Genomic DNA, 18,630 nt, shown 5'->3' on the forward strand with positions numbered 1-18,630 from the left:
GACGGTAGCGGGATGGATTCCGGGTTCGTCGCTTCGCTCCGCTCTGGAATGACAGCGGAATTTGAAACGTATAGCGGAGAACCCACATGAGCAAATCGCTGCAAGACAAGGTCATCATCGTCACCGGCGCAGGCCGCGGCATCGGGCGGGAGATCGCGCTGCTCTGCGCGGCCGAGGGTGCCAAGGTCGTCGTCAACGATCCCGGCGGCGCCGCCGACGGCGCCGGCTCGAACGCTGCGCCGGCCGAGGAGGTGGTCGAGGAGATCAAGAAGCGCGGCGGCACCGCGGTCGCCAATTTCGAATCGGTCGCCGAAGCCGTCCCCGCCAGCAAGATCGTGAAGACCGCGACCGATCATTTCGGCCGGCTCGACGGCGTCGTCAACAATGCCGGCATCCTGCGCGACATGATCTTCCACAAGATGAGCGTGGAGGCGTTCGAGGCCGTCATCAAGGTGCATCTGATGGGCTCGTTCTACGTCTCTCACGCCGCGGCGCGTATCTTCCGCGAGCAGGAGAGCGGCTCCTTCGTGCACTTCACCTCGACCTCCGGCCTGATCGGCAATTTCGGCCAGGCCAACTACGCCGCCGCCAAGCTCGGCATCGTCGGGCTCTCCAAGTCGATCGCGCTCGACATGGGCCGCTTCAACGTCCGCTCCAACTGCGTCTCGCCGTTCGCCTGGACGCGCATGATCGGGACCATCCCGACCGAGACCGAGGCCGAGAAGGCGCGCGTCGAGAAGATCAAGCAGATGGGACCTGAGAAGATCGCCCCGCTCTGCGGCTATCTGATCTCCGATTCCGCCAAGGACGTCACCGGCCAGATTTTCGGCGTGCGCATGAACGAGATCTTCCTGTTCAGCCAGAACCGCCCGATCCGTTCGGTGCAGCGGAGCGAAGGCTGGACTCCCCAGTCGATCGCCGAACACGGCATGCCCGCGCTGAAGGGCTCGTTCTACAAGCTCGACCGCTCGGCCGACATCTTCACCTGGGATCCGGTGTAAGCAGCACACTCTCTACGCGTCATGGCCGGGTTCGTCCCGGCCATCCACGCCTTGACCCACGGCACGAAGAACGTGGACGCCCGGGACAAGCCCGGGCATGACGTCGGGAATGGAGCGGCAACATCGCTCTCAATTACCCCGTATTCCGCAGCCCTGCCGAGATGCCGTTGATCGTCAACTGAATCCCGCGCAGCACCTGCTCGTCCGGGTTCTGCGCGCGATGCTCCTTCAAGAGCTCGACCTGAACGTGGTTGAGCGGATCGAGATAGGGGAAGCGGTGACGGACCGAGCGCTCCAGCAGCGGATTGCCCTGCAGCAGCCGGTCCTGGCCCATGATGTCGAGCAGCGTCTCGATGCAGGAATGCCATTCGCGGCGGATGCGGCCGAAGATCTTCTCGCGCAACGCCTCGTCCGGCACGAGCTCGGCATAGCGCGAGGCGATCGCGATCGAGCTTTTCGCCAGCACCATGTCCATGTTCGACAGCAGCATGCGGAAGAACGGCCATTCCTGGTAGAGCTCTTTCAGGAACGGCATGCCCTTGTCGGGATGATCCGCGATCCACTGCTCGACCGCGCTGCCGAAGCCGTACCAGCCCGGCAGCATCAGGCGGCATTGCGCCCAGGAGAACACCCACGGAATCGCGCGCAGATCCTCAATCGCGCGGGTCTTCTTGCGCGAGGCGGGGCGGCTGCCGATGTTCAGCGTCGCGATCTCGTTGATGACGGTCGAGGACCAGAAGTACTCCACGAAGCCGTCGGTCTCGTAGACGAGGCCGCGATAGGCTTTGAAGGCGAGGTTCGACAATTCGTCCATCGCGGTGAGATATTCGCGGCGCGGCGCGCTCTGGCGCGGATGCAGGAGACTTGCTTCGAGCGTCGCAGCCGCCAGGATCTCCAGATTGTTGCGGCCGACCTCGGCATTTGAATATTTCGACGAGATGATCTCGCCCTGCTCGGTGATGCGGATCTGGCCGTTCACCGCGCCGCCGGGCTGCGCGATGATGGCATCATAACTCGGCCCGCCGCCACGGCCGACCGAACCGCCGCGGCCGTGAAACAGGCGCAGCCGCACATGATGCCGCTCGAACACCTCGACGAGACCGATCTCGGCCTTGTAGAGCTCCCAGCCCGAGGTGACGAAGCCGCCATCCTTGTTGCTGTCGGAATATCCGAGCATGACCTCCTGCACGCTGCCGCGGCTGTCGACCAGACGGCGGTAATCGTGCAGCGACAGCATGCGGTCCATGATGCCGCTTGAGGCCTGCAGATCCTCGATGGTCTCGAACAGCGGCACGATGTTGATGGCGCTGCGCCCGGAGGGATGGACGAGACCGACCTCCTTCAGGAGCACCGCGACCTCGAGCATGTCGGACATGCCCTTGCACATCGAGATGATGCATTGGGGGATGGCGTCCGAGCCGAACTTCGCGTGAGCTTCCGCGGCGGCATGGAAGACGTTGAGCTCCCCCATGGTCTCGTCGCTGTACTTCACGAAGGGCGAGACCAGCGCGCGCGTCGAGCGCAGTTCGTTGGTGAGCAGCGAAATGCGGGCGTCCTCGCCGAGCGCGAGGTAGGACATGCCCGGGTTCGCGGCGTCCATCAGCTCGGCGATGGTGCGCTCGTGCACCGCCGAGTTCTGGCGGATGTCGAGCCGGGCGAGGTGAAAGCCGAAGCAATCCACCGCGCGCCTGAGCAGCCGCAACCGGCCGCGGGCAATGACGCGCGCGTTGTTGGAGATCAGCGAGCGGTGCAGCACGTCGAGATCGGCCTGCAACTCCTTCACGCTCTCGTAAGGCTTGCCCTTGCCGACCGGCCGGCGCGTGATCTCGACCTCGAGCTTCTCAGCCGTTGCGGTAAGGCGCGCATAGATGCCGGAGACCGCGAGGCGATAGGGCTCGCCGCTCCGGTGCGGCGAGGTATCCGGCGAGCGCTCCGCCAGGTTACGCAGCTCCTCGGAGACATCGGCCAGATGCGCCGCGATGGACAATTCCGAGCCGAGCACGTGCACTTCGTTCAGATAGAACTGCATGACGCGGCTCGACTGCAGCCGCAGCGTGCCGCGCATGACGTCGGCGGTGACGAAGGGGTTGCCGTCGCGGTCGCCGCCGATCCAGCTGCCCATGCGCAGGAACGAGGCAAGCTCGCCCGCCGCCTGCTCGCCGCCCTCGTCGAGCTTGTCTTCCAGCGCATTGACGAGGCGCGGCACCTCGCGCAGGAAGGTGTAATCATAGAACGCCAGGCCGTTGGCGACCTCGTCGAGCACAGTGAGCTTGGTCCGGCGGAGCAGATTGGTCTGCCACAGCGTCAGCACCTCGCGGCGCAGCTGCTCGTCGCTGGCATCCGCCTCTTCCGCGGTCAGCGCGATGCGCTCGCGCCGATCCAGCAGCGCGGCCACCTGCATTTCGCGGTCCATCGTGCTCTTGCGGCGGACTTCGGTCGGGTGCGCGGTCAGCACGGGGCTGACGAGAGCGTCCTTGAAGAACGTCCTCAGTTCGGCCGCGCTCAAACCCGCATCCTTGGCATTCGCCAGCGTGCCCGCGAGCATCCCTGCCCCGCCGCTCCTCGAGGCGCTGCGTGCGCGCATCTGGCGGATGTTGTTGTGGTCCTCGGCGATGTTAGCAAGATGCGAGAAATAGCTGAAGGCGCGCACGATCCGCAGGGTATCGGGGATCGACATGCCGTCCAGGATTTGCTCGAGCTCGCGGCGGGCGAGCCGGTCCTCGTCGCGGTGAAACCGGATTGAGGTCTGGCGAATGCGCTCGACCAGGTCGAATACAGCAGCGCCCTCCTGGTCGCGCACAGTGTCCCCGAGGATGCGCCCGAGCAGACGGATGTCATCCCGCAGCCGCGTCTCCGCTTCCGTGGCCTGGACGTCCTCGGGACGGTTGGGGCGCTGCTCGGCGCTATCGGATGGAATGGTCTGGAGGGACATGGCTCGCTCCTCTCGCAGAGCTCCCTGCGGCTCCCCGGCCTGTCGAGTGTGCGATATTTTTCTACCGCAACGCAAGATGAACTTGGGAGCGGTGCACACGGCCACTGCGCCGTGTCCCGGACCTGCTGCAATGCCTCCTAGCGTTGCTGCGCAGAGCCGACCCCGGAGCCGCACCGTTCCTGCCGCGATGTGGGCCCCGGCTCTGCAGCGTGTCGCTAAGGAGTGCCGCGTTGCGTCCATGGCAGTAGAGCCGATCTCGGCAAGCACGCCTTCGCGGCCTCGCGGCGCGTTCCGCCCGAGCTTTTGCTGTCCGTTTCGCCCCCATCGAGAACAAAGGGCGCAGGGAAGGCCGGGCGCCGGCTGGCACCCAGGGTCCGCACGCGAAAGACGCACGCGGGGTGACCACAGGTGACGCCGGGACATCCCGGCCTTCCCTGCGCAATGGTTTTACGGCTTATGGCGTGCTCTCCCCGGGGAGCGATGCACTATTGCCCCCGTCGCCTTGCGGATCGCTGATGCGCGCACCCGGTCGGGCCGCGTCATCACCGCAAGCCTTGACGCACAGACCCCGGGCGTCAGGACCACACGCTTTTGCCGTCCGCGGACGTCCCTCCCCGGACAGTGGGAAGCTCGCGCGTGCTCGCCCCCAACGCCGAAAAGAAACGCTGTGACCGCGCCGTGTCGTATCGCGGATCGCGATGGCTCACGAGGCTTGCCCGCCCTGCCATCCCGTCGCGCGCCGGCGCTACCGCGTCCACCGCATCCCGGCCACCGTATCGTGACGATCGCGAAACGTCCCTTTGACGGGCCGGGATGGAATGCGGTTTAGCCGAAACATCGAATTCGGTCAATCAGAATATTTCGCAGTGATGTCCCTTGACCTTCATGTGGCGTGTTTTGCCCGTCGGGTGGCGCGAGGCGTTGTGTGGGCAGCACCGACTGAGAACGCGTAACGCGCAGGATGGGTCGAGCCTTGCGAAACCACCTACCTCGTCATCGACGGACGGATGGATGGGTTTCGCTGGCGCTCTACCCATCCTGCGAGCCAAGCACGCCTGCACAACCGATGCGTTAGTCACTGACGGGCGCTGCCATCGATCCACGTAGCACCGGCCGTTGCTCCGATTCGGCTTTCCGGATAAATTCCATCGAAAGCTCGGGGGAGCCCATCCAATGAGTGCGCCTTCATTTGATCAGAAAGCTTGGTTGGATCGCATCGGACATACAGGCTCGCTTCAACCAACTCTCGATACTCTGCACAGACTCATTTTTTCTCACTCTCATACGATTGCTTACGAATCTCTCGACATCATGCTCGGCAGAACGCCGAAGCTCGACATTGCTTCTCTGCATCAAAAGATGATTGTCGGCGGTCGGGGCGGCTACTGCCTCGAGCAGAACATGTTGTTCCGCGAAGGCCTTCGGTCGCTTGGCTACAATGTCACCAGTCTGCAAGGGCGAGTCGTGCGGGGTATGGCGATCGACGCGCCGCGCCCGGCGATCCATATGCTGCTCCAAGTGAACTTGCCCGAGGGTCCATATTTGGCAGATGTCGGCTTCGGCAATCTCGCGCCGACGTCAGCCCTGCTGCTGCGTGAGCATGTCGAGCAGGATACGCCGCACGAGCCCATGCGCTTCATAGAGGTTGGCGGAGAACTCACGCTGCAGGCAAGGCTTCGAGACGAATGGGAACATATTTATCGAGTGATCCCGTACCCGAAGTACGACGGCGAGTATGAGATCACGAACTGGTATACGGGCACACACCCGGATGCGCCCTACCAGAGCAACATCATCGCGGCGCGCCCGGGCCCCAATCGAACACGCATCACTATATTCAATCGCCGCATCACCGTACGACATGCAACGGGAGAAGCGGACAGACGCCAGGTGGCGGACGAGGCCGAGTTCCAAACCGTACTGCGAGACCAGTTCGGACTCAACATGTCGGATGAAGAGATCCGAACCTGTATCGATGTCATGGAGCGCAAGGGCGAGAAGGGCGCCCCTCATCCATTCTTCGCTTGACATAGCCACAAATGAGCGAGGCGAGGCGTGGAGAGATAGTTTTCTTATGCGCGCCGATGAGGTGCTCGAATGACTGAAGCCCACTCCTGAATCCTGCCGGTACGCGCCTCAGGCGGGCACGATCACCTTGCCGATCGGCCAGAGCGCGATGCCGGCGAGCTTCAGGTGGGCCCAGGCAAAGGGGATGCCGATGATGGTGATCGCGAGGGCCAGCGCAGTCAAGAGGTGGCCCAGCGCCAGCCACCAGCCGGCGAGCACGAACCAGATGATGTTGCCAATCAGCCCGAGCGGGCCGGTTCCGATATCGCTCATGCCGGTCACGTCGTAGCGGTTGACCGCTCGCGAGCCGAACGGCAGCAGCGTGTAGACGGCGATGTTGAACGCCGCCCGCGCCCAGGGCAGGCCGATGATGGTGATGGCCATGATGATCGCAGCGATCAGCCAGCCGAACGCCATCCAGGCGCCGCCGATGAGGATCCAGAGGATGTTGAGGAGGATGGAAACGGGGGCCATGGGATGATCCGTTAGACGATGACGCCCTCTATATAGGATCTAAATCTGTCTCTGCTAAGACGGCAAGGTAGCCCGGATGAACGAAGCGACATCCGGGACTTAACTCTCACCGTCCCGGGTATCGCTGCGCTCACCCGGGCTACTGCCCTTCAAATTTCGGCTCCCGCTTTTCCATGAACGCCTTCATGCCCTCGGCCATGTCCTGGGTTTTGAACAGCGGCAGCAGCTGGAGATAGACGTGGTGGACGTGGTCGTGGAAGGTCTCGTTGAGGCCCATCCGCATCATCCGCTTGGAGGCCTGCACCGCAAGCGGCGCGTTTGCGGCGATCTCGCGGGCGATCGCGGTGGCACGGGTCATCAGCTCCGCGTCCGGTACGACCTCGTTGGCGAGGCCCCATTCGAGGCATTCGCGGGCACTGAGGGTGCGGCCGGTGAAGATCAGCTCGGACGCCTTGGCCCAGCCGAGCATGCGCGGCAGCAGCCAGGTGCCGCCGGATTCCGGCACCACGCCGCGCTTGACGAAGGCAGCGGCTAGTTTCGAGGACTCCGCCATGATGCGGATGTCGCAGCCGAGCGCGGTGTCCATGCCATAGCCGGCCGCGCCGCCGTTGACGGCGCAGATGGTCGGCTTGTCCATCGCCTGCAGGACTGTCGGCGGCGTGTTGCGGAGGTTGATCGTGGTTGGCGACGACGCGGCGCTGAGGCCGTTGCCGTCGCGCTCTTTGCGCAGATCGAGCCCGGCGCAGAACGCCCTGCCCTTGCCGGTGAGGATCACGACGCGGACGTCCTTGTCCTCGTTGGCTTCGGTGAGCAGCCGCGCCAGATCGTTCAGCATCGGCCCGGAGATGGTGTTCATGCGTTCCGGCGCGTTCAGGGTGATGGTCGCGATGTGATCGGCGATCTTGTAGAGGACTTCGTCGGTCGCAGCTGCCGCGTCGTTCATGGAGGTCCCTTCCCTGATCGGTTCTGTAGCCCGGATCAACGAAGCGACATCCGGGGCTCTACTCTCATATCGTCCCGGCCATCGCTGTCGCTCATCCGGGCAACGGACTGTCAGATCTTCCGACCCGTCTGCTCCCAATAGGGATCGCGCAGGCGGCGCTTGAATATCTTGCCGGAGTCCTCGCGCGGCAGGCGGCTGCGGATCTCGATGTGCTTGGGCACCTTGTAGTCGGCGAGATGCGCCTTCAGCGCGGCACGAACGCCGGCGGCCTCGAGCGTGACACCAGCTTGCGGCTCCACCACGGCCATCAGCGCCTCGCCGAATTCGGCGTCGGGGATGCCGAACACGGCGCAATCATGCACGCCGGGAACGGCATGCAGCACGGACTCGATCTCGGCCGGGTAGATGTTGACGCCGCCCGAGATCACCATGTCGCGCTTGCGATCGCAGATGAAGACGTAGCCGTCTTCGTCGATATAGCCGACATCGCCGGAGGTGATGAAGCCGTCGCGGTCGATCTCGGCGCGCTTCTCCGGCTTGTTGTGATAGGTGAAATCGGCCAGTTCGGCCATGCGGGAATAGATCTCGCCGATCTCACCCACGCCGAGCAGGCGACCGTCCTCGCCGAGGAAGCGCAGCTCGGCGCCGGGCGAGATTTTGCCGACGGTGCCGGGCTTCTTCAGCGCGTCCTCGGAGGTGGCGAAGGTGACCGCGCTGGATTCGGTCGAGCCGTAGAATTCATAGATCACCGGGCCCCACCATTCGATCATGGCGCGCTTGATCTCCGCCGGACACGGCGCGGCGGCGTGGATGACGTGGCGCAACGAGGAGACGTCGTATCTCCTGCGCACCGCCTCCGGCAGCTTCATCAGGCGGATGAACATGGTCGGCACCATGAAGATGGTGTCGATTTTGTAATGCTCGATCAGCTCCAGGAATTCTTCGGCCTCGAAGCGCGGCATCAGCACCAGCGCGCCGCCGAGTTTTCCGGCGCGGATGCCGAACGAGTTCGGCGCGGAATGATAGAGGGGGCCCGGCAGCAATGCGCGGGCGCCGGGCTTCAGCCCATAGATCATCGCGCGCATGCGCTCGCCAGCCGCCTGCTGCTCCGGCGTCGGGGCATTGCGGCGGACGCCCTTGGGATGGCCGGTCGTGCCGGACGTGTAGATCATGTTCATGGGCTGCGGCACCACCGGGCCGTCATAGGGCTGGTATCGCGCGAGCCAGGATTCGAAATCGATCGCGAAGCCGGGCGTCGTCAGATGGTCTGGATCGATCCTGTAGTTGGACAGGATCTCCGGCGGCGTCGGCACGCTGAGCACGGTGACGCCCTCCGGAATCGCATCGCGCAAGGCGTGCAGCATGTCGGCATGTCCGATCAGCACCGACGTGCCAGTATCGTCCAGGATGTAGTTGATCTCCTCCGGCTTGAAATGCCAGTTGATCGGAACGCCATAGGCACCGAGCCGCATCGCGGCATAGGCCGCCTCCAGGAACGCGATGTCGTTGCGCATCAGCATGCAGACGCAATCGCCTGGCTTCACCCCGATCCTGGCGAGGCCGGAGGCGATGCGGTCGGCACGGGCTGCGACTTCGGTGTGGGTGCGGCGGCGATCGCCGGAGACGATGCCGAGGAAGTCGGACGTTTCGCTCATTTTTGCTTTTCTTTGGAGTTGTGATCGTCATTCCGGGGCGATGCGAAGCATCGAACCCGGAATCCATTTGGCGACGGAGCGTGTGGCTCGATGGATTCCGGGTCTGCGCCTCCGGCGTATCCCGGAATGACAGGAGGGCTAATCCGCATACTTCGCCGCGCGCTTCTCTAGATTGGAGCGCACCGCCTCGGTCTGGTTCGGGCTGCCGATCAGCTTCTGCTGCTCGACTGATTCCGCGAGCAGCGCCGGACCCGGATCGACGGAGAGATTGTTGAGCAGCCGCTTGGCGGCGCGGATCGCATCGGGACTCTTGCCAGCGATCTCGCGCGCGGCTTCCAGTGCCGCGGCGCGCGGGTCGTCGCAGATGCGGGTGGCGAGGCCGTAGGTCATCGCTTCCTGTGCCGAGAAGATGCGGCCGGTGTAGGTGAGATCGCGCAGGATATCGTCGCGCACGAGGCTTGCCAGGATCGGGGTGCCCGCCATGTCAGGCACGAGGCCCCATTTGATCTCCATGATCGACATCCGCGCATCCGCCGAGAGGAAGCGCATGTCGGCGCCGAGCGAGAGCTGGAAGCCGCCGCCGAAGGCGACCCCATGTACTGCTGCGATGACGGGCACCGGAAGCTGGCGCCATCCCCACACCGCCTGTTGCGGGAAGTTGGCCTGGCCGTGCGTGCGCTTGGTGAGATCGCGATTTTCGCCACCCGGAATTCCGTTGCCGCCCTTCTCCTTCATGGCGGCAAAGCGCCCCATGTCGAGCCCGGCGCAGAAGGCGCGGCCCTCGCCTGAAAGCACGACGGCGCGCACGCCTTTGTCCTTCGAAAGCCGGTCTGTGGCGGCGACAAGCGCCTCGAACATCGCCTGATCCAGCGCGTTCATCTTGTCCGCGCGCACCAGGCGCACGTCGGCGACGCCTTCCGAGATCGAGATCGAGACGCGCTCTTCCATGGACGAATTCTCCCCGAGTTCTTGCCTGTTCTTGTTCAGTGCCGCTTTACAGGACGCCTGCAGCCGGATTTAGTCAATCGACCAATTAACTGACAATCCGTACGGGAGAAACAGCCATGTTCAAGGAAAATCTTCTGGCCGGACGGCGCATTCTCGTGACCGGCGGCGGAACCGGGCTCGGCAAGTCGATGGCGGCGCGCTTCCTCCAACTCGGCGCCGAGGTGCACATCTGCGGCCGGCGCAAGATCGTGTGCGACGAGACCGCGACCGAGCTGATGGCCGAGTATGGCGGCCGCGTCACCAGCCACGGCGTCGACATCCGCAACGCGCTCGCGGTCGAGGAGATGGTCGAGACCATCTTCCGCGACGGCGGTCTCACCGACCTCATCAACAACGCCGCCGGCAATTTCATCTCGCGCACCGAGGAGCTGTCGCCGCGCGGCTTCGACGCCGTCGCCAACATCGTCATGCACGGCACCTTCTACGTGACCCATGCGGTCGGCAAGCGCTGGATCGCGGACAAGCAGCCCGGCAACGTGGTGTCGATCACCACGACGTGGGTGCGCAACGGCTCGCCTTACGTGGTGCCGTCGGCGATGAGCAAATCGGCGATCCACGCCATGACGATGTCGCTCGCCACCGAATGGGGCCGCTACGGCATCCGCCTCAACACCATCGCGCCCGGCGAAATCCCGACCGAGGGCATGAGCAAGCGCATCAAGCCCGGCGACGAGGCCGGCGCGCGCACCAAGGCGATGAACCCGATGGGCCGCGTCGGAACCATGGAGGAACTGCAGAACGTCGCGGTGTTCCTGATCTCCGGCGGCTGCGACTGGATCAGCGGCGAGACCATCGCGATGGACGGTGCACAGGCGCTCGCGATGGGCGGCAATTTCTACCAGCTCCGCGACTGGAGCGACGACGACTGGAAAACCGCGCGCGAGAGCATCATGGCGCAGAACGAGAAGGATCGGGCGAAGCGGGGGTGATGGCGCGTTTGCAACGGCGAGGATGTGTGAGGGGTTAGCGCTGTCACCACGCCCTCGCGTGTCGTCCCCGCCTAGTGCGCAATTGCGCACGGGGGCGGGGACCCATAGCCACAGGGAGATGTGTGGCGCTCGGCTGGTAGCTCCGAATCTTCGCCAAATCCTTGCTGCGGCGTATGGGTCCCGGATCTGCGCGCGCTTATGGCGCGCTTGTCCGGGACGACAGTGTGTCCATCTCCACCTTGTCTTCAACCACGGATGACGCCACACTCCCCGGCATAAAAACAAGACTCCACGGGAGAAACATGTCCACACAGCCATTGGCGACTCTCGCCGACATGGTGCGCGAACGCGCCAAGAGCCGCGGCAACGCCGTCGCCTACGAATTCGAAGGCCGCCTCACCAGCTTTGCCGAGTTCGATATCAAGACCAACAAGGTTGCCAATGCGCTTCTCGCAATGGGCGTCAGACACGGCGACCGCATTGCCTATCTCGGCAAGAACAGCGATCTCTATTTCGACCTCTTGATGGGCGCGATGAAGGCCGGCGTCGTGATGGCGCCGGTGAATTGGCGGCTGGCGGGGCCCGAGGTCGCGTTCATCGTCGAAGACTGCAAGGCGCCGGTGCTGTTCGTCGGGCCGGAGTTCATCACACAGGTCCGCCAGATCAAGGACCAGCTGCCGGGCGTGCGCACGATCATCACCACAGAGGGCGGCGCGGCGGAGTGGCAGGATTTTGCGGCGTGGCGCGATGCGCAGAGCGGCGACGATCCCAAGGTGCCGATCGCTAGCCGCGACATCGCGATCCAGCTCTACACCTCGGGCACCACAGGCAAGCCGAAGGGCGCGATGCTGTCGCATGCCAATTTCCTCAACCTGGTGCAATCGGGCAATGCCGAGGACAAGCCGGAGTGGAACCGGTGGTCGACCGACGACGTGTCGCTGGTGGCCATGCCGGTCTTTCATATCGGCGGCTCGGGCTGGGGCGTGATGGGGCTCTATCACGGCGCCCGCGGCGTCATCGCGCGCGAATTCGATCCGACCAGGGTGCTGGATTTCTTCGAACAGTCGGGCATCACGAAACTGTTCATGGTGCCCGCGGCGATGCAGTTCGTGGTGCGGCAGCCGCGCGCCAAGACGGTCGATTTCTCGCGGCTGAAATACATGCTCTACGGTGCCTCGCCGATACCCGCGGCGCTGCTGAAGGAGTGCATCGAGGTCTTCAAATGCGGCTTCGTGCAGCTTTACGGCATGACCGAGACGACGGGCACGATCGTCGCGCTGCCGCCGGAGGATCACGTCGAAGGGCTGGAGCGGATGCGCTCGGCCGGCAAGGCGCTGCCGGGTGTCGAGATCGCGATTTTGGACGCCGAGGGCAAGCCACTGCCACCCCGCGAGGTCGGCGAGATCGCGACGCGCTCGGGCTCCAACATGGCAGGCTATTGGAACCTGCCGGAGGCAACCGCCGCGACGCTGCGCGGCGACGGCTGGCTGCGCACGGGCGACGCCGGCTACATGGACGAGGACGGCTACCTCTATATCCACGACCGCATCAAGGACATGATCATCTCCGGCGGGGAGAACATCTACCCCGCCGAGGTCGAGAGCGCGCTGTGCGACCATCCTGACGTCGCGGAAGCCGCCGTGATTGGCGTGCCCGACGACAAATGGGGCGAAGCGGTGAAGGCCGTCGTGGTGATGAAGCCGGGCAAGCAGGCGAGCGCCACCGACATCATCAATTTCACCCGGACGCGCATCGCCGGCTACAAGACGCCGAAGAGCGTGGAGTTCCTGCCGGCGCTGCCGCGGAATCCGTCAGGGAAGATTTTGCGGCGGCAGTTGCGCGAGCCGTATTGGGCGGGGAAGGATCGCAGGGTGAATTAGCTCCAGCTCTCTCCGCAACGTCGGCCCCGGGCGCGCGCAGCGCGAGCCCGGGACCCATAACCACAGGCAACAGTTTTGCGAAGACTCGGAGTTGCCGGCTAGCCCCAAATTACTCCCTGGGGTTATGGGTCCCCGCCTTCGCGGGGACGACCGTGGGGAGACATATGTGCAGGCCTCAATGCTTCCCCGGCCCCATATAGCCGAACAGGAATCCCGCCACTTTGCGCATCTGGATCTCCTCGCTGCCTTCGGTGATCCGGTAGCGGCGGTGGTGGCGGTAGATGTGCTCGAACGGCTTGTGGCGCGAATAGCCCATGCCGCCGTGGACCTGCATGGCGCGGTCGGCGGATTCGCAGCAGAGGCGGTTTGCCCAATAGTTGCACATGGAGACGCGATCGGAGAGCGTGCGTTCGATCTGCTCCTCGGTGAGCTGGTCCATCTCCCAGGCGGTCTTGCGGATCAGAAGACGCAGCATCTCGGCTTGCGTGGCGAGCTCCACCAGCGGGAACTGGATCGCCTGGTTTTCGGCGAGCGCCCTGCCGAACGGTTTTCGCTCGCGCGCGTATTTGACGCTCTCGCTGATGCAGTAGACCGCAGCCCCCAGCGAGCTCGCGGCCTGGCGGATGCGGTTCTGGTGCACGAAGCACTGCGCCAGCGACAGGCCGCGGCCGACCTCGCCGAACAGGGCGTCCTCGGCCACGAACACGTCGGTAAAACTGACGCGGGGATGGTCGGTCGGCATGTTGAAGGTCCACATGTATTCCTCAACCTTCACGCCATGGCTTTTGGCCGGCACCAGGAAGCAGGTGATGCCGCGGGCATCGCCGTCATTACCGCTGGTGCGCGCGAACAGCGCGCAGTGGGTGGCGACGTGCATGCCGGTGGTCCACATCTTCTCGCCATTGATGATCCAGCCCTTGACGTTGTCGCGGGTCGCGGGCACCGCGCGCGTCTCCATGTGGGTCGCATCCGAGCCGTGATGCGGCTCCGTCAGTCCAAAAGTGATGCGGTACTTGCCCTTGATCGAGCCGTCGATCATCGCCTTCTGGTCGTCGCGGCCGTAGCGATCGAGCATGGTGACGACGGGGAAATTGCCGACGACGGAGTGCTCGTTCTGGAGGTCGTTGTGAAGGCCGAGACCCTTGGCGGCAAAATGCTCGCGGATCACGGCCATCCAGAGGTTGGAGCCGTCCTTGCCGCCATATTGCTTCGGCACCGGGAAGCGCAGATGTCCGGCGGCGTCCGCAAGGTCCTTCGCCTTCCGCAGCAGCGCCTCCCATTCGTGCCGCGGCAGGCCGCCATTCTCGAAATCGGTGCGCGCCCATTCGCGGCGATGATCGAAGAAGCGGATGTTGTCATCGGCCTCTTCCAGCGGCTTGATCTCGCGCTCGATGAAACGGTCGAGCTCTCCGAGGTAGGCGACGAGATCGGCAGGCAATGAGAAATCCAAGGGTTCTCTCCCGGAATGATCTTGTTGTTTTGCGTCAAGGCGCTAGGCGCGCTTTTGCTTCACATGATTAAGCGGAGAAGAGTGCGCACAAGTCAAGCAACGCGAGGCTTGTCGGGCACGCAAGGCGCACCAGCGCAATTCAATGGTGTCGAACGGGACCCGCGCGCTACTATGCCGGCCAATATTCCTTCACGAGAAAATGCGGGGAGCACGCGATGGAGCTGAAATTCTCGAAGGTGGAACGCAAGGGGCCAATCACGATCGTGACGCTGTCGCGGCCCGAGGTCTACAACGCGCTGCATACCGATGCGCATTTCGAGCTGCAAAAGGTGTTCGACGATTTTTCCACGGACCCCGAGCAGTGGATCGCGATCGTCACCGGCAGCGGCGACAAGGCGTTCTGCGCCGGCAACGATCTGAAGTGGCAGGCCGCGGGAGGAAAGCGCGGCTGGGACAAGGGCGGCTTTGCCGGCCTCACCTCGCGCTTCGACTGCGACAAGCCGATCATCGCCGCGGTGAATGGTGTGGCGATGGGCGGCGGCTTCGAAATCGCACTGGCGTGTGACCTCATCATCGCCTCGGAGAACGCGACCTTCGCGCTGCCCGAGCCGCGCGTCGGCCTCGCGGCACTCGCCGGCGGCCTGCACCGGCTGCCGCGGCAGATCGGACTGAAGCGCGCGATGGGCATGATCCTGACCGCGCGCCATGTCAGCGCCAAGGAAGGCCTCGAGCTCGGCTTCGTCAACGAGGTGGTGCCGCAGGGTGAAGCGCTGACGGCCGCGCTGCGCTGGGCCGAGATGATCGGCAAGAACTCGCCGATGTCGATCCGCGCCTCGAAGCAGGCGATCCAGAAGGGGCTTGCCGTGTCGCTGGAACAGGCGATCGAGGAGCAGCGGGAGTACCCGGCCGTGAAGGCGATGGTAGCCTCGCAGGACTACATCGAGGGGCCGAAGGCGTTCTCGGAGAAGCGGCCGCCGAAATGGGTGGGGAAGTGACCGCGCTTTGCGCGGTCATTCCGGGGCGCGCCGACAGGCGCGAGCCCGGAATCCATTGAGCGTCAGAGACGGTGGATGAATGGATTCCGGGCTCGTCGCTTCGCGACGCCCCGGAATGACGGGGAGAGAGCTAGCCTTCTCGGCCCAGCTCCCGCTTGTACGATGCGTAATTCGGCTGATCGACGGCGAGCTTGTCCATGGTGGTTGCCCACAGATGCCGGGCAAGGCCCGGTGTTGCGAGATCGACCTCGCCCTTCGCGATACGCTCCGCCAGCGCGCGATTGAGATCGGTCACCGAGCCGTCGATGCCGAGCAGCGTACGCAGCCGCTCCACCTCCGCAGCATTACTCCCCTCCTCCCGCGTCAATTGCCGCGTCACGAGGTCGAGGATGTTGATGGCGACGCGCAGCTTGAAGGCCTGGTGGCCGGAAATCAGCGGCGTGATGTCGTTGCGGAGGAAGTCGGCGACTGACTTCGTCAGCTCGACGGGTATTGGCTCGTCCTGCATGTGTCAGCTCCCGCGCGGCGCCAGCAGCCGCAACAGATCGATTTCGGTCTCGGACGCGCGGCGGCCGATCATGGCGCGCTCCATGGAGTGGTCCGGGCCTTCGCGAAAACGCTGCATCATGCCGCCGCACATGATGCCCCAGCGCAGCGTGCCCATCACCTCCCAGAATTTAACGCGTGACGGATCGACCTTGCGGCCCGCGGCCTCGTAGCCCGCGAACAGCTCTTCACGCGAGCCAAAGCCGCCGACGGGCTTGTCGATCTCCCCGAAGCGCCAGGAGTTGACGCAGACCCAGCCGAGATCCTCCATGGGGTCGCCGAGATGGGCGAGCTCCCAATCGAGCACGGCACGGACCCCGTCGGCGCCGATGATCAGATTGCCGTTGCGGAAATCGCCGTGCACCAGCGTGGTCTCGGCCGACGGGCCGGGATCGTGGTCGCGCAGCCAGCGCAGCGCCAGTTCGAACACCGGCTTTGGCCAGTTCAGGCTGCGATAGTCACGCTCGAACTCGGAGATCTCTTGAGTTGCGCCGCGGCTACGCAGCTCCGGCAGCTTGTCCTTTGGCAGTCGATGCAGGCCAGCGAGAATGCCGCCGATCTGGCGCGCGAGATGGGGCCGCGCCGCGGCATATTCGTCATCGCGAAGAATCTTGCGTGCAATGGTCTCGCCCTCGACCCGTTGCATGATGAAGCCGGTGCCGAGGTCGTCCTCCGGTCCGAGCAGGTGCATCACGGACGGCGACGGCACGCCGGCCTCGTAAGCGAGCTGCATGAGTTGCGCTTCCGCCGCAAGACCCGCCGCACGCGTCGGCGCCGCGCCATAGCCTTTCGGCGAGCGGCGCAGGATCGCACCGATCGGCCCATCGGGATGCACGATGTCGAAGCGCCAGGTTTCCTGGCTGGCGCCGCCGGACAGTTTTGCTGCGCCGCTGACGCCGGTCGCCCCCTTGCACCAGCGCCGGACGCTGCGCGAAAGCTCCGCCTCGATCATTTGCCTTTGAACTGCGCCGGCCGCTTCTCCAGGAACGCGCCGACGCCCTCGCGGAAATCCTGGGTGTCGCCGGCGCGAAGCTGGCACTGGAATTCGAGGTTGAGCTGATCCTCGAAGGAATTTTCCGGGCTGTCCCAATAGAGCTTGCGGATTAGCGATAGCGCCACCGTCGGGCCGCTGGCGAGGTCGCGTGCGAGCTTCATGGCTTCCTCCATCAGCGCGCCGTCATCGTAGACGCGGTTGACGAGGCCCCATTCCAGCGCCTTCTCGGCCGGCAGCCGCTCGCCCATCAAGGACAATTCGATCGAGCGCGCCCGGCCGATGAGGCGCGGCAACAGCCAGGTGGAGCCGCAATCCGGCACGAGACCGATGCGACGGAACGCCTGGAGGAAATACGAGGAACGCGCGCATAAAATCATGTCGCCGAGCAGCGCGAAGCTCATGCCGGCACCCGCCGCCGGACCGTTGACCGCGGTCACGATCGGGCAGTGCAGATTGCGGATACGGCGCAGGAAGGGATGAAAGCCGGTCTCCAGCGTCAGCCCGGCCTTGGTCTTCTTCGTTTGGTTGTTGCGGCCCTGAAGGTTCGCGCCGGTGCAGAATGCCCGCCCCGCGCCGGTCAGCACGACGCAGCGCACCTCGTCCTTCTTCTCCTCGATCGCGTCGAGCGCTTCGGCGAGGCCACCCAGCATATCCACGGAGACCGCGTTCATCACCTCCTGATGGTCCAGCTTGAGGATCGCGACCGAACCGTCGAAATCGAGCGTGACGTGTTTGAACTGCATGGTTTCCTCGTGAGTTACCGGCCTTGAATCAGTTTCGCTGCCCGGAATTTTGCTTTGCCGGCGGGTATATTTGATTTTTGGCGCGGTCTTGTCCATGGTGATCAGAGCATAGCAAGCAATCTTGCGCGCAGCTGCTAATGGGCCGTGTGCCAGAAAGCTTGCCAAGAACCTGCCAATAACAGGAAACGCGCCATGAACCTTTTCGACCTCACCGGCCGCGTGGCCGTGATCACCGGCGGCAATGGCGGCATCGGCCTCGGCATCGCACAGGCGCTCGCAGGCCAGGGATGCAATGTCTCGATCTGGGGCCGTAATGCTGACAAGAACAAGGCTGCTGCCGCGAGCATGGCGGGGCTATCCGGCAAGGTCGACGCCCGCGTCTGCGACGTCACCGACCCGGCTTCGGTCAACGCGGCGATGAAGGGGACGCTCGATACGTTCGGCCGGGTCGATGGCTGCTTCGCCAATGCCGGCATCGGCGGCGGCGGTCGGCGTTCCTTCGTCGAGCGCACCGAGGAAGAATGGCGAACGATGTTTTCGACCAATCTCGACGGCGTCTTCCACGCTTTCCAGGCCGCCGCGCGTCACATGACCGATCGCGCCAATGCGGGCGATCCGTTCGGCCGGCTGGTGGCGACCTCGAGTCTGGCCTCGATCTTCGGCACCGCGCGCAACGAGCATTATGCGGCGACCAAGGCCGCTATCAATGCGCTGGTGCGCGCGCTCGGCGTCGAACTGGCGCGCCACGGCGTCACCGCGAACGCGATCCTGCCCGGCTGGATCAAGAGCGACATGACGTCCGGTCTCATGGCGAACGACAAGTTCGTCGCCAACGTGATGCCGCGGATTCCGGTGCGGCGCTTCGGCGAGCCAAGCGATTTCGGCGGCATCGCCGTCTATCTGATGAGCAAGGCGTCGTCGTATCACACGGCCGACACGTTCGTGATCGACGGCGGCTATACCGCGTTCTGATGCCTCGCAGGGTGGACAAAGGCGCCCTTGCGCCGCGCCCA

General features: G+C 64.4%; 15 protein-coding genes. 6 read left to right on the forward strand and 9 right to left on the reverse strand.

The genetic code is table 11. The features are described 5' to 3' along the window. Positions 1 to 86 precede the first annotated feature (86 nt). Complete coding sequence (locus RX330_RS26520) at positions 87 to 1,001, forward strand: SDR family oxidoreductase (protein WP_212081220.1); 915 nt, start codon at positions 87 to 89, stop codon at positions 999 to 1,001. A 133-nt stretch (positions 1,002 to 1,134) separates the two neighbouring features. Here the strand turns inward: RX330_RS26520 and ppc are convergent, their stop codons facing one another. Continuing rightward, positions 1,135 to 3,933, reverse strand: a complete 2,799-nt coding sequence (gene ppc / locus RX330_RS26525; protein ID WP_317240434.1) for a phosphoenolpyruvate carboxylase — start codon at positions 3,931 to 3,933, stop codon at positions 1,135 to 1,137. 1,173 nt (positions 3,934 to 5,106) lie between these two features. Between ppc and RX330_RS26530 the strand changes: the two genes are divergently transcribed. Continuing rightward, positions 5,107 to 5,961 (forward strand): arylamine N-acetyltransferase family protein, encoded by an 855-nt coding sequence (locus RX330_RS26530; RefSeq protein WP_317240435.1) that lies wholly within the window; start codon positions 5,107 to 5,109, stop codon positions 5,959 to 5,961. A 108-nt stretch (positions 5,962 to 6,069) separates the two neighbouring features. Here RX330_RS26530 and RX330_RS26535 read toward each other — a convergent pair whose 3' ends face one another. From RX330_RS26535 to RX330_RS26550, 4 genes are all read right to left on the reverse strand, one after another. Continuing rightward, complete coding sequence (locus RX330_RS26535; RefSeq protein ID WP_212081217.1) at positions 6,070 to 6,474, reverse strand: YccF domain-containing protein; 405 nt, start codon at positions 6,472 to 6,474, stop codon at positions 6,070 to 6,072. Between the two features lie 139 nt (positions 6,475 to 6,613). Beyond that, positions 6,614 to 7,417 (reverse strand): enoyl-CoA hydratase/isomerase family protein, encoded by an 804-nt coding sequence (locus tag RX330_RS26540; RefSeq protein ID WP_317240436.1) that lies wholly within the window; start codon positions 7,415 to 7,417, stop codon positions 6,614 to 6,616. A gap of 110 nt (positions 7,418 to 7,527) precedes the next feature. Then, positions 7,528 to 9,072, reverse strand: coding sequence for an acyl-CoA synthetase (locus RX330_RS26545; RefSeq protein WP_317240437.1), 1,545 nt, complete (start codon positions 9,070 to 9,072; stop codon positions 7,528 to 7,530). 138 nt (positions 9,073 to 9,210) lie between these two features. Beyond that, positions 9,211 to 10,020 (reverse strand): crotonase/enoyl-CoA hydratase family protein, encoded by an 810-nt coding sequence (locus tag RX330_RS26550; protein ID WP_317240438.1) that lies wholly within the window; start codon positions 10,018 to 10,020, stop codon positions 9,211 to 9,213. Positions 10,021 to 10,136: 116 nt separating this feature from the next. Between RX330_RS26550 and RX330_RS26555 the strand changes: the two genes are divergently transcribed. Together RX330_RS26555 and RX330_RS26560 are read left to right on the forward strand one after the other, a co-directional pair. Next, the gene (locus tag RX330_RS26555; protein WP_317240439.1) at positions 10,137 to 11,009 is read left to right on the forward strand and encodes an SDR family oxidoreductase; all 873 of its coding nucleotides are present in this window, start codon (positions 10,137 to 10,139) and stop codon (positions 11,007 to 11,009) included. A 302-nt stretch (positions 11,010 to 11,311) separates the two neighbouring features. Further along, positions 11,312 to 12,889, forward strand: coding sequence for a fatty acid--CoA ligase (locus RX330_RS26560; RefSeq protein ID WP_317240440.1), 1,578 nt, complete (start codon positions 11,312 to 11,314; stop codon positions 12,887 to 12,889). Between the two features lie 175 nt (positions 12,890 to 13,064). Here RX330_RS26560 and RX330_RS26565 read toward each other — a convergent pair whose 3' ends face one another. Continuing rightward, positions 13,065 to 14,339 carry an acyl-CoA dehydrogenase family protein gene (locus tag RX330_RS26565; RefSeq protein ID WP_212081211.1) on the reverse strand — a complete coding sequence of 425 codons (1,275 nt, stop codon included), beginning with the start codon at positions 14,337 to 14,339 and terminating at the stop codon, positions 13,065 to 13,067. A gap of 215 nt (positions 14,340 to 14,554) precedes the next feature. Here RX330_RS26565 and RX330_RS26570 point away from each other — a divergent pair, with 215 nt between their 5' ends. After that, positions 14,555 to 15,334: an enoyl-CoA hydratase-related protein gene (locus RX330_RS26570; RefSeq protein ID WP_317240441.1), complete on the forward strand. Its 780-nt coding sequence runs from the start codon at positions 14,555 to 14,557 to the stop codon at positions 15,332 to 15,334. 130 nt (positions 15,335 to 15,464) lie between these two features. Here RX330_RS26570 and RX330_RS26575 read toward each other — a convergent pair whose 3' ends face one another. The 3 genes from RX330_RS26575 to RX330_RS26585 are packed head-to-tail and all read right to left on the reverse strand — an operon-like array spanning position 15,465 to position 17,617. Then, the gene (locus RX330_RS26575; RefSeq protein WP_317240442.1) at positions 15,465 to 15,842 is read right to left on the reverse strand and encodes a DUF6285 domain-containing protein; all 378 of its coding nucleotides are present in this window, start codon (positions 15,840 to 15,842) and stop codon (positions 15,465 to 15,467) included. A 3-nt stretch (positions 15,843 to 15,845) separates the two neighbouring features. Further along, a complete protein-coding gene (locus RX330_RS26580) occupies positions 15,846 to 16,832 on the reverse strand; it encodes a phosphotransferase family protein (RefSeq protein ID WP_317240443.1) in 987 nt (328 codons plus the stop codon). Next, positions 16,829 to 17,617 carry an enoyl-CoA hydratase/isomerase gene (locus RX330_RS26585; protein WP_212081207.1) on the reverse strand — a complete coding sequence of 263 codons (789 nt, stop codon included), beginning with the start codon at positions 17,615 to 17,617 and terminating at the stop codon, positions 16,829 to 16,831. Before RX330_RS26585 ends, RX330_RS26580 begins: the two co-directional genes overlap by 4 nt. Before the next feature lie 192 nt (positions 17,618 to 17,809). Between RX330_RS26585 and RX330_RS26590 the strand changes: the two genes are divergently transcribed. Further along, the gene (locus RX330_RS26590; RefSeq protein ID WP_212081206.1) at positions 17,810 to 18,589 is read left to right on the forward strand and encodes an SDR family NAD(P)-dependent oxidoreductase; all 780 of its coding nucleotides are present in this window, start codon (positions 17,810 to 17,812) and stop codon (positions 18,587 to 18,589) included. Positions 18,590 to 18,630: the final 41 nt, after the last annotated feature.

The organism is Bradyrhizobium sp. NDS-1 (genome assembly GCF_032918005.1).
GTDB classification, from domain to species: domain Bacteria; phylum Pseudomonadota; class Alphaproteobacteria; order Rhizobiales; family Xanthobacteraceae; genus Bradyrhizobium; species Bradyrhizobium tunisiense.

Bases quoted from the DNA above. Each gene is read 5' to 3' on its own strand.
- RX330_RS26560 (WP_317240440.1), top strand. From the start codon at position 11,312: ATGTCCACACAGCCATTGGCGACTCTCGCCGACATGGTGCGCGAACGC.
- RX330_RS26540 (WP_317240436.1), bottom strand. From the start codon at position 7,417: ATGAACGACGCGGCAGCTGCGACCGACGAAGTCCTCTACAAGATCGCC.
- RX330_RS26545 (WP_317240437.1), bottom strand. From the start codon at position 9,072: ATGAGCGAAACGTCCGACTTCCTCGGCATCGTCTCCGGCGATCGCCGC.
- RX330_RS26555 (WP_317240439.1), top strand. From the start codon at position 10,137: ATGTTCAAGGAAAATCTTCTGGCCGGACGGCGCATTCTCGTGACCGGC.
- RX330_RS26520 (WP_212081220.1), top strand. From the start codon at position 87: ATGAGCAAATCGCTGCAAGACAAGGTCATCATCGTCACCGGCGCAGGC.
- RX330_RS26570 (WP_317240441.1), top strand. From the start codon at position 14,555: ATGGAGCTGAAATTCTCGAAGGTGGAACGCAAGGGGCCAATCACGATC.
- RX330_RS26590 (WP_212081206.1), top strand. From the start codon at position 17,810: ATGAACCTTTTCGACCTCACCGGCCGCGTGGCCGTGATCACCGGCGGC.
- ppc (WP_317240434.1), bottom strand. From the start codon at position 3,933: ATGTCCCTCCAGACCATTCCATCCGATAGCGCCGAGCAGCGCCCCAAC.
- RX330_RS26530 (WP_317240435.1), top strand. From the start codon at position 5,107: ATGAGTGCGCCTTCATTTGATCAGAAAGCTTGGTTGGATCGCATCGGA.
- RX330_RS26550 (WP_317240438.1), bottom strand. From the start codon at position 10,020: ATGGAAGAGCGCGTCTCGATCTCGATCTCGGAAGGCGTCGCCGACGTG.
- RX330_RS26575 (WP_317240442.1), bottom strand. From the start codon at position 15,842: ATGCAGGACGAGCCAATACCCGTCGAGCTGACGAAGTCAGTCGCCGAC.
- RX330_RS26580 (WP_317240443.1), bottom strand. From the start codon at position 16,832: ATGATCGAGGCGGAGCTTTCGCGCAGCGTCCGGCGCTGGTGCAAGGGG.
- RX330_RS26585 (WP_212081207.1), bottom strand. From the start codon at position 17,617: ATGCAGTTCAAACACGTCACGCTCGATTTCGACGGTTCGGTCGCGATC.
- RX330_RS26535 (WP_212081217.1), bottom strand. From the start codon at position 6,474: ATGGCCCCCGTTTCCATCCTCCTCAACATCCTCTGGATCCTCATCGGC.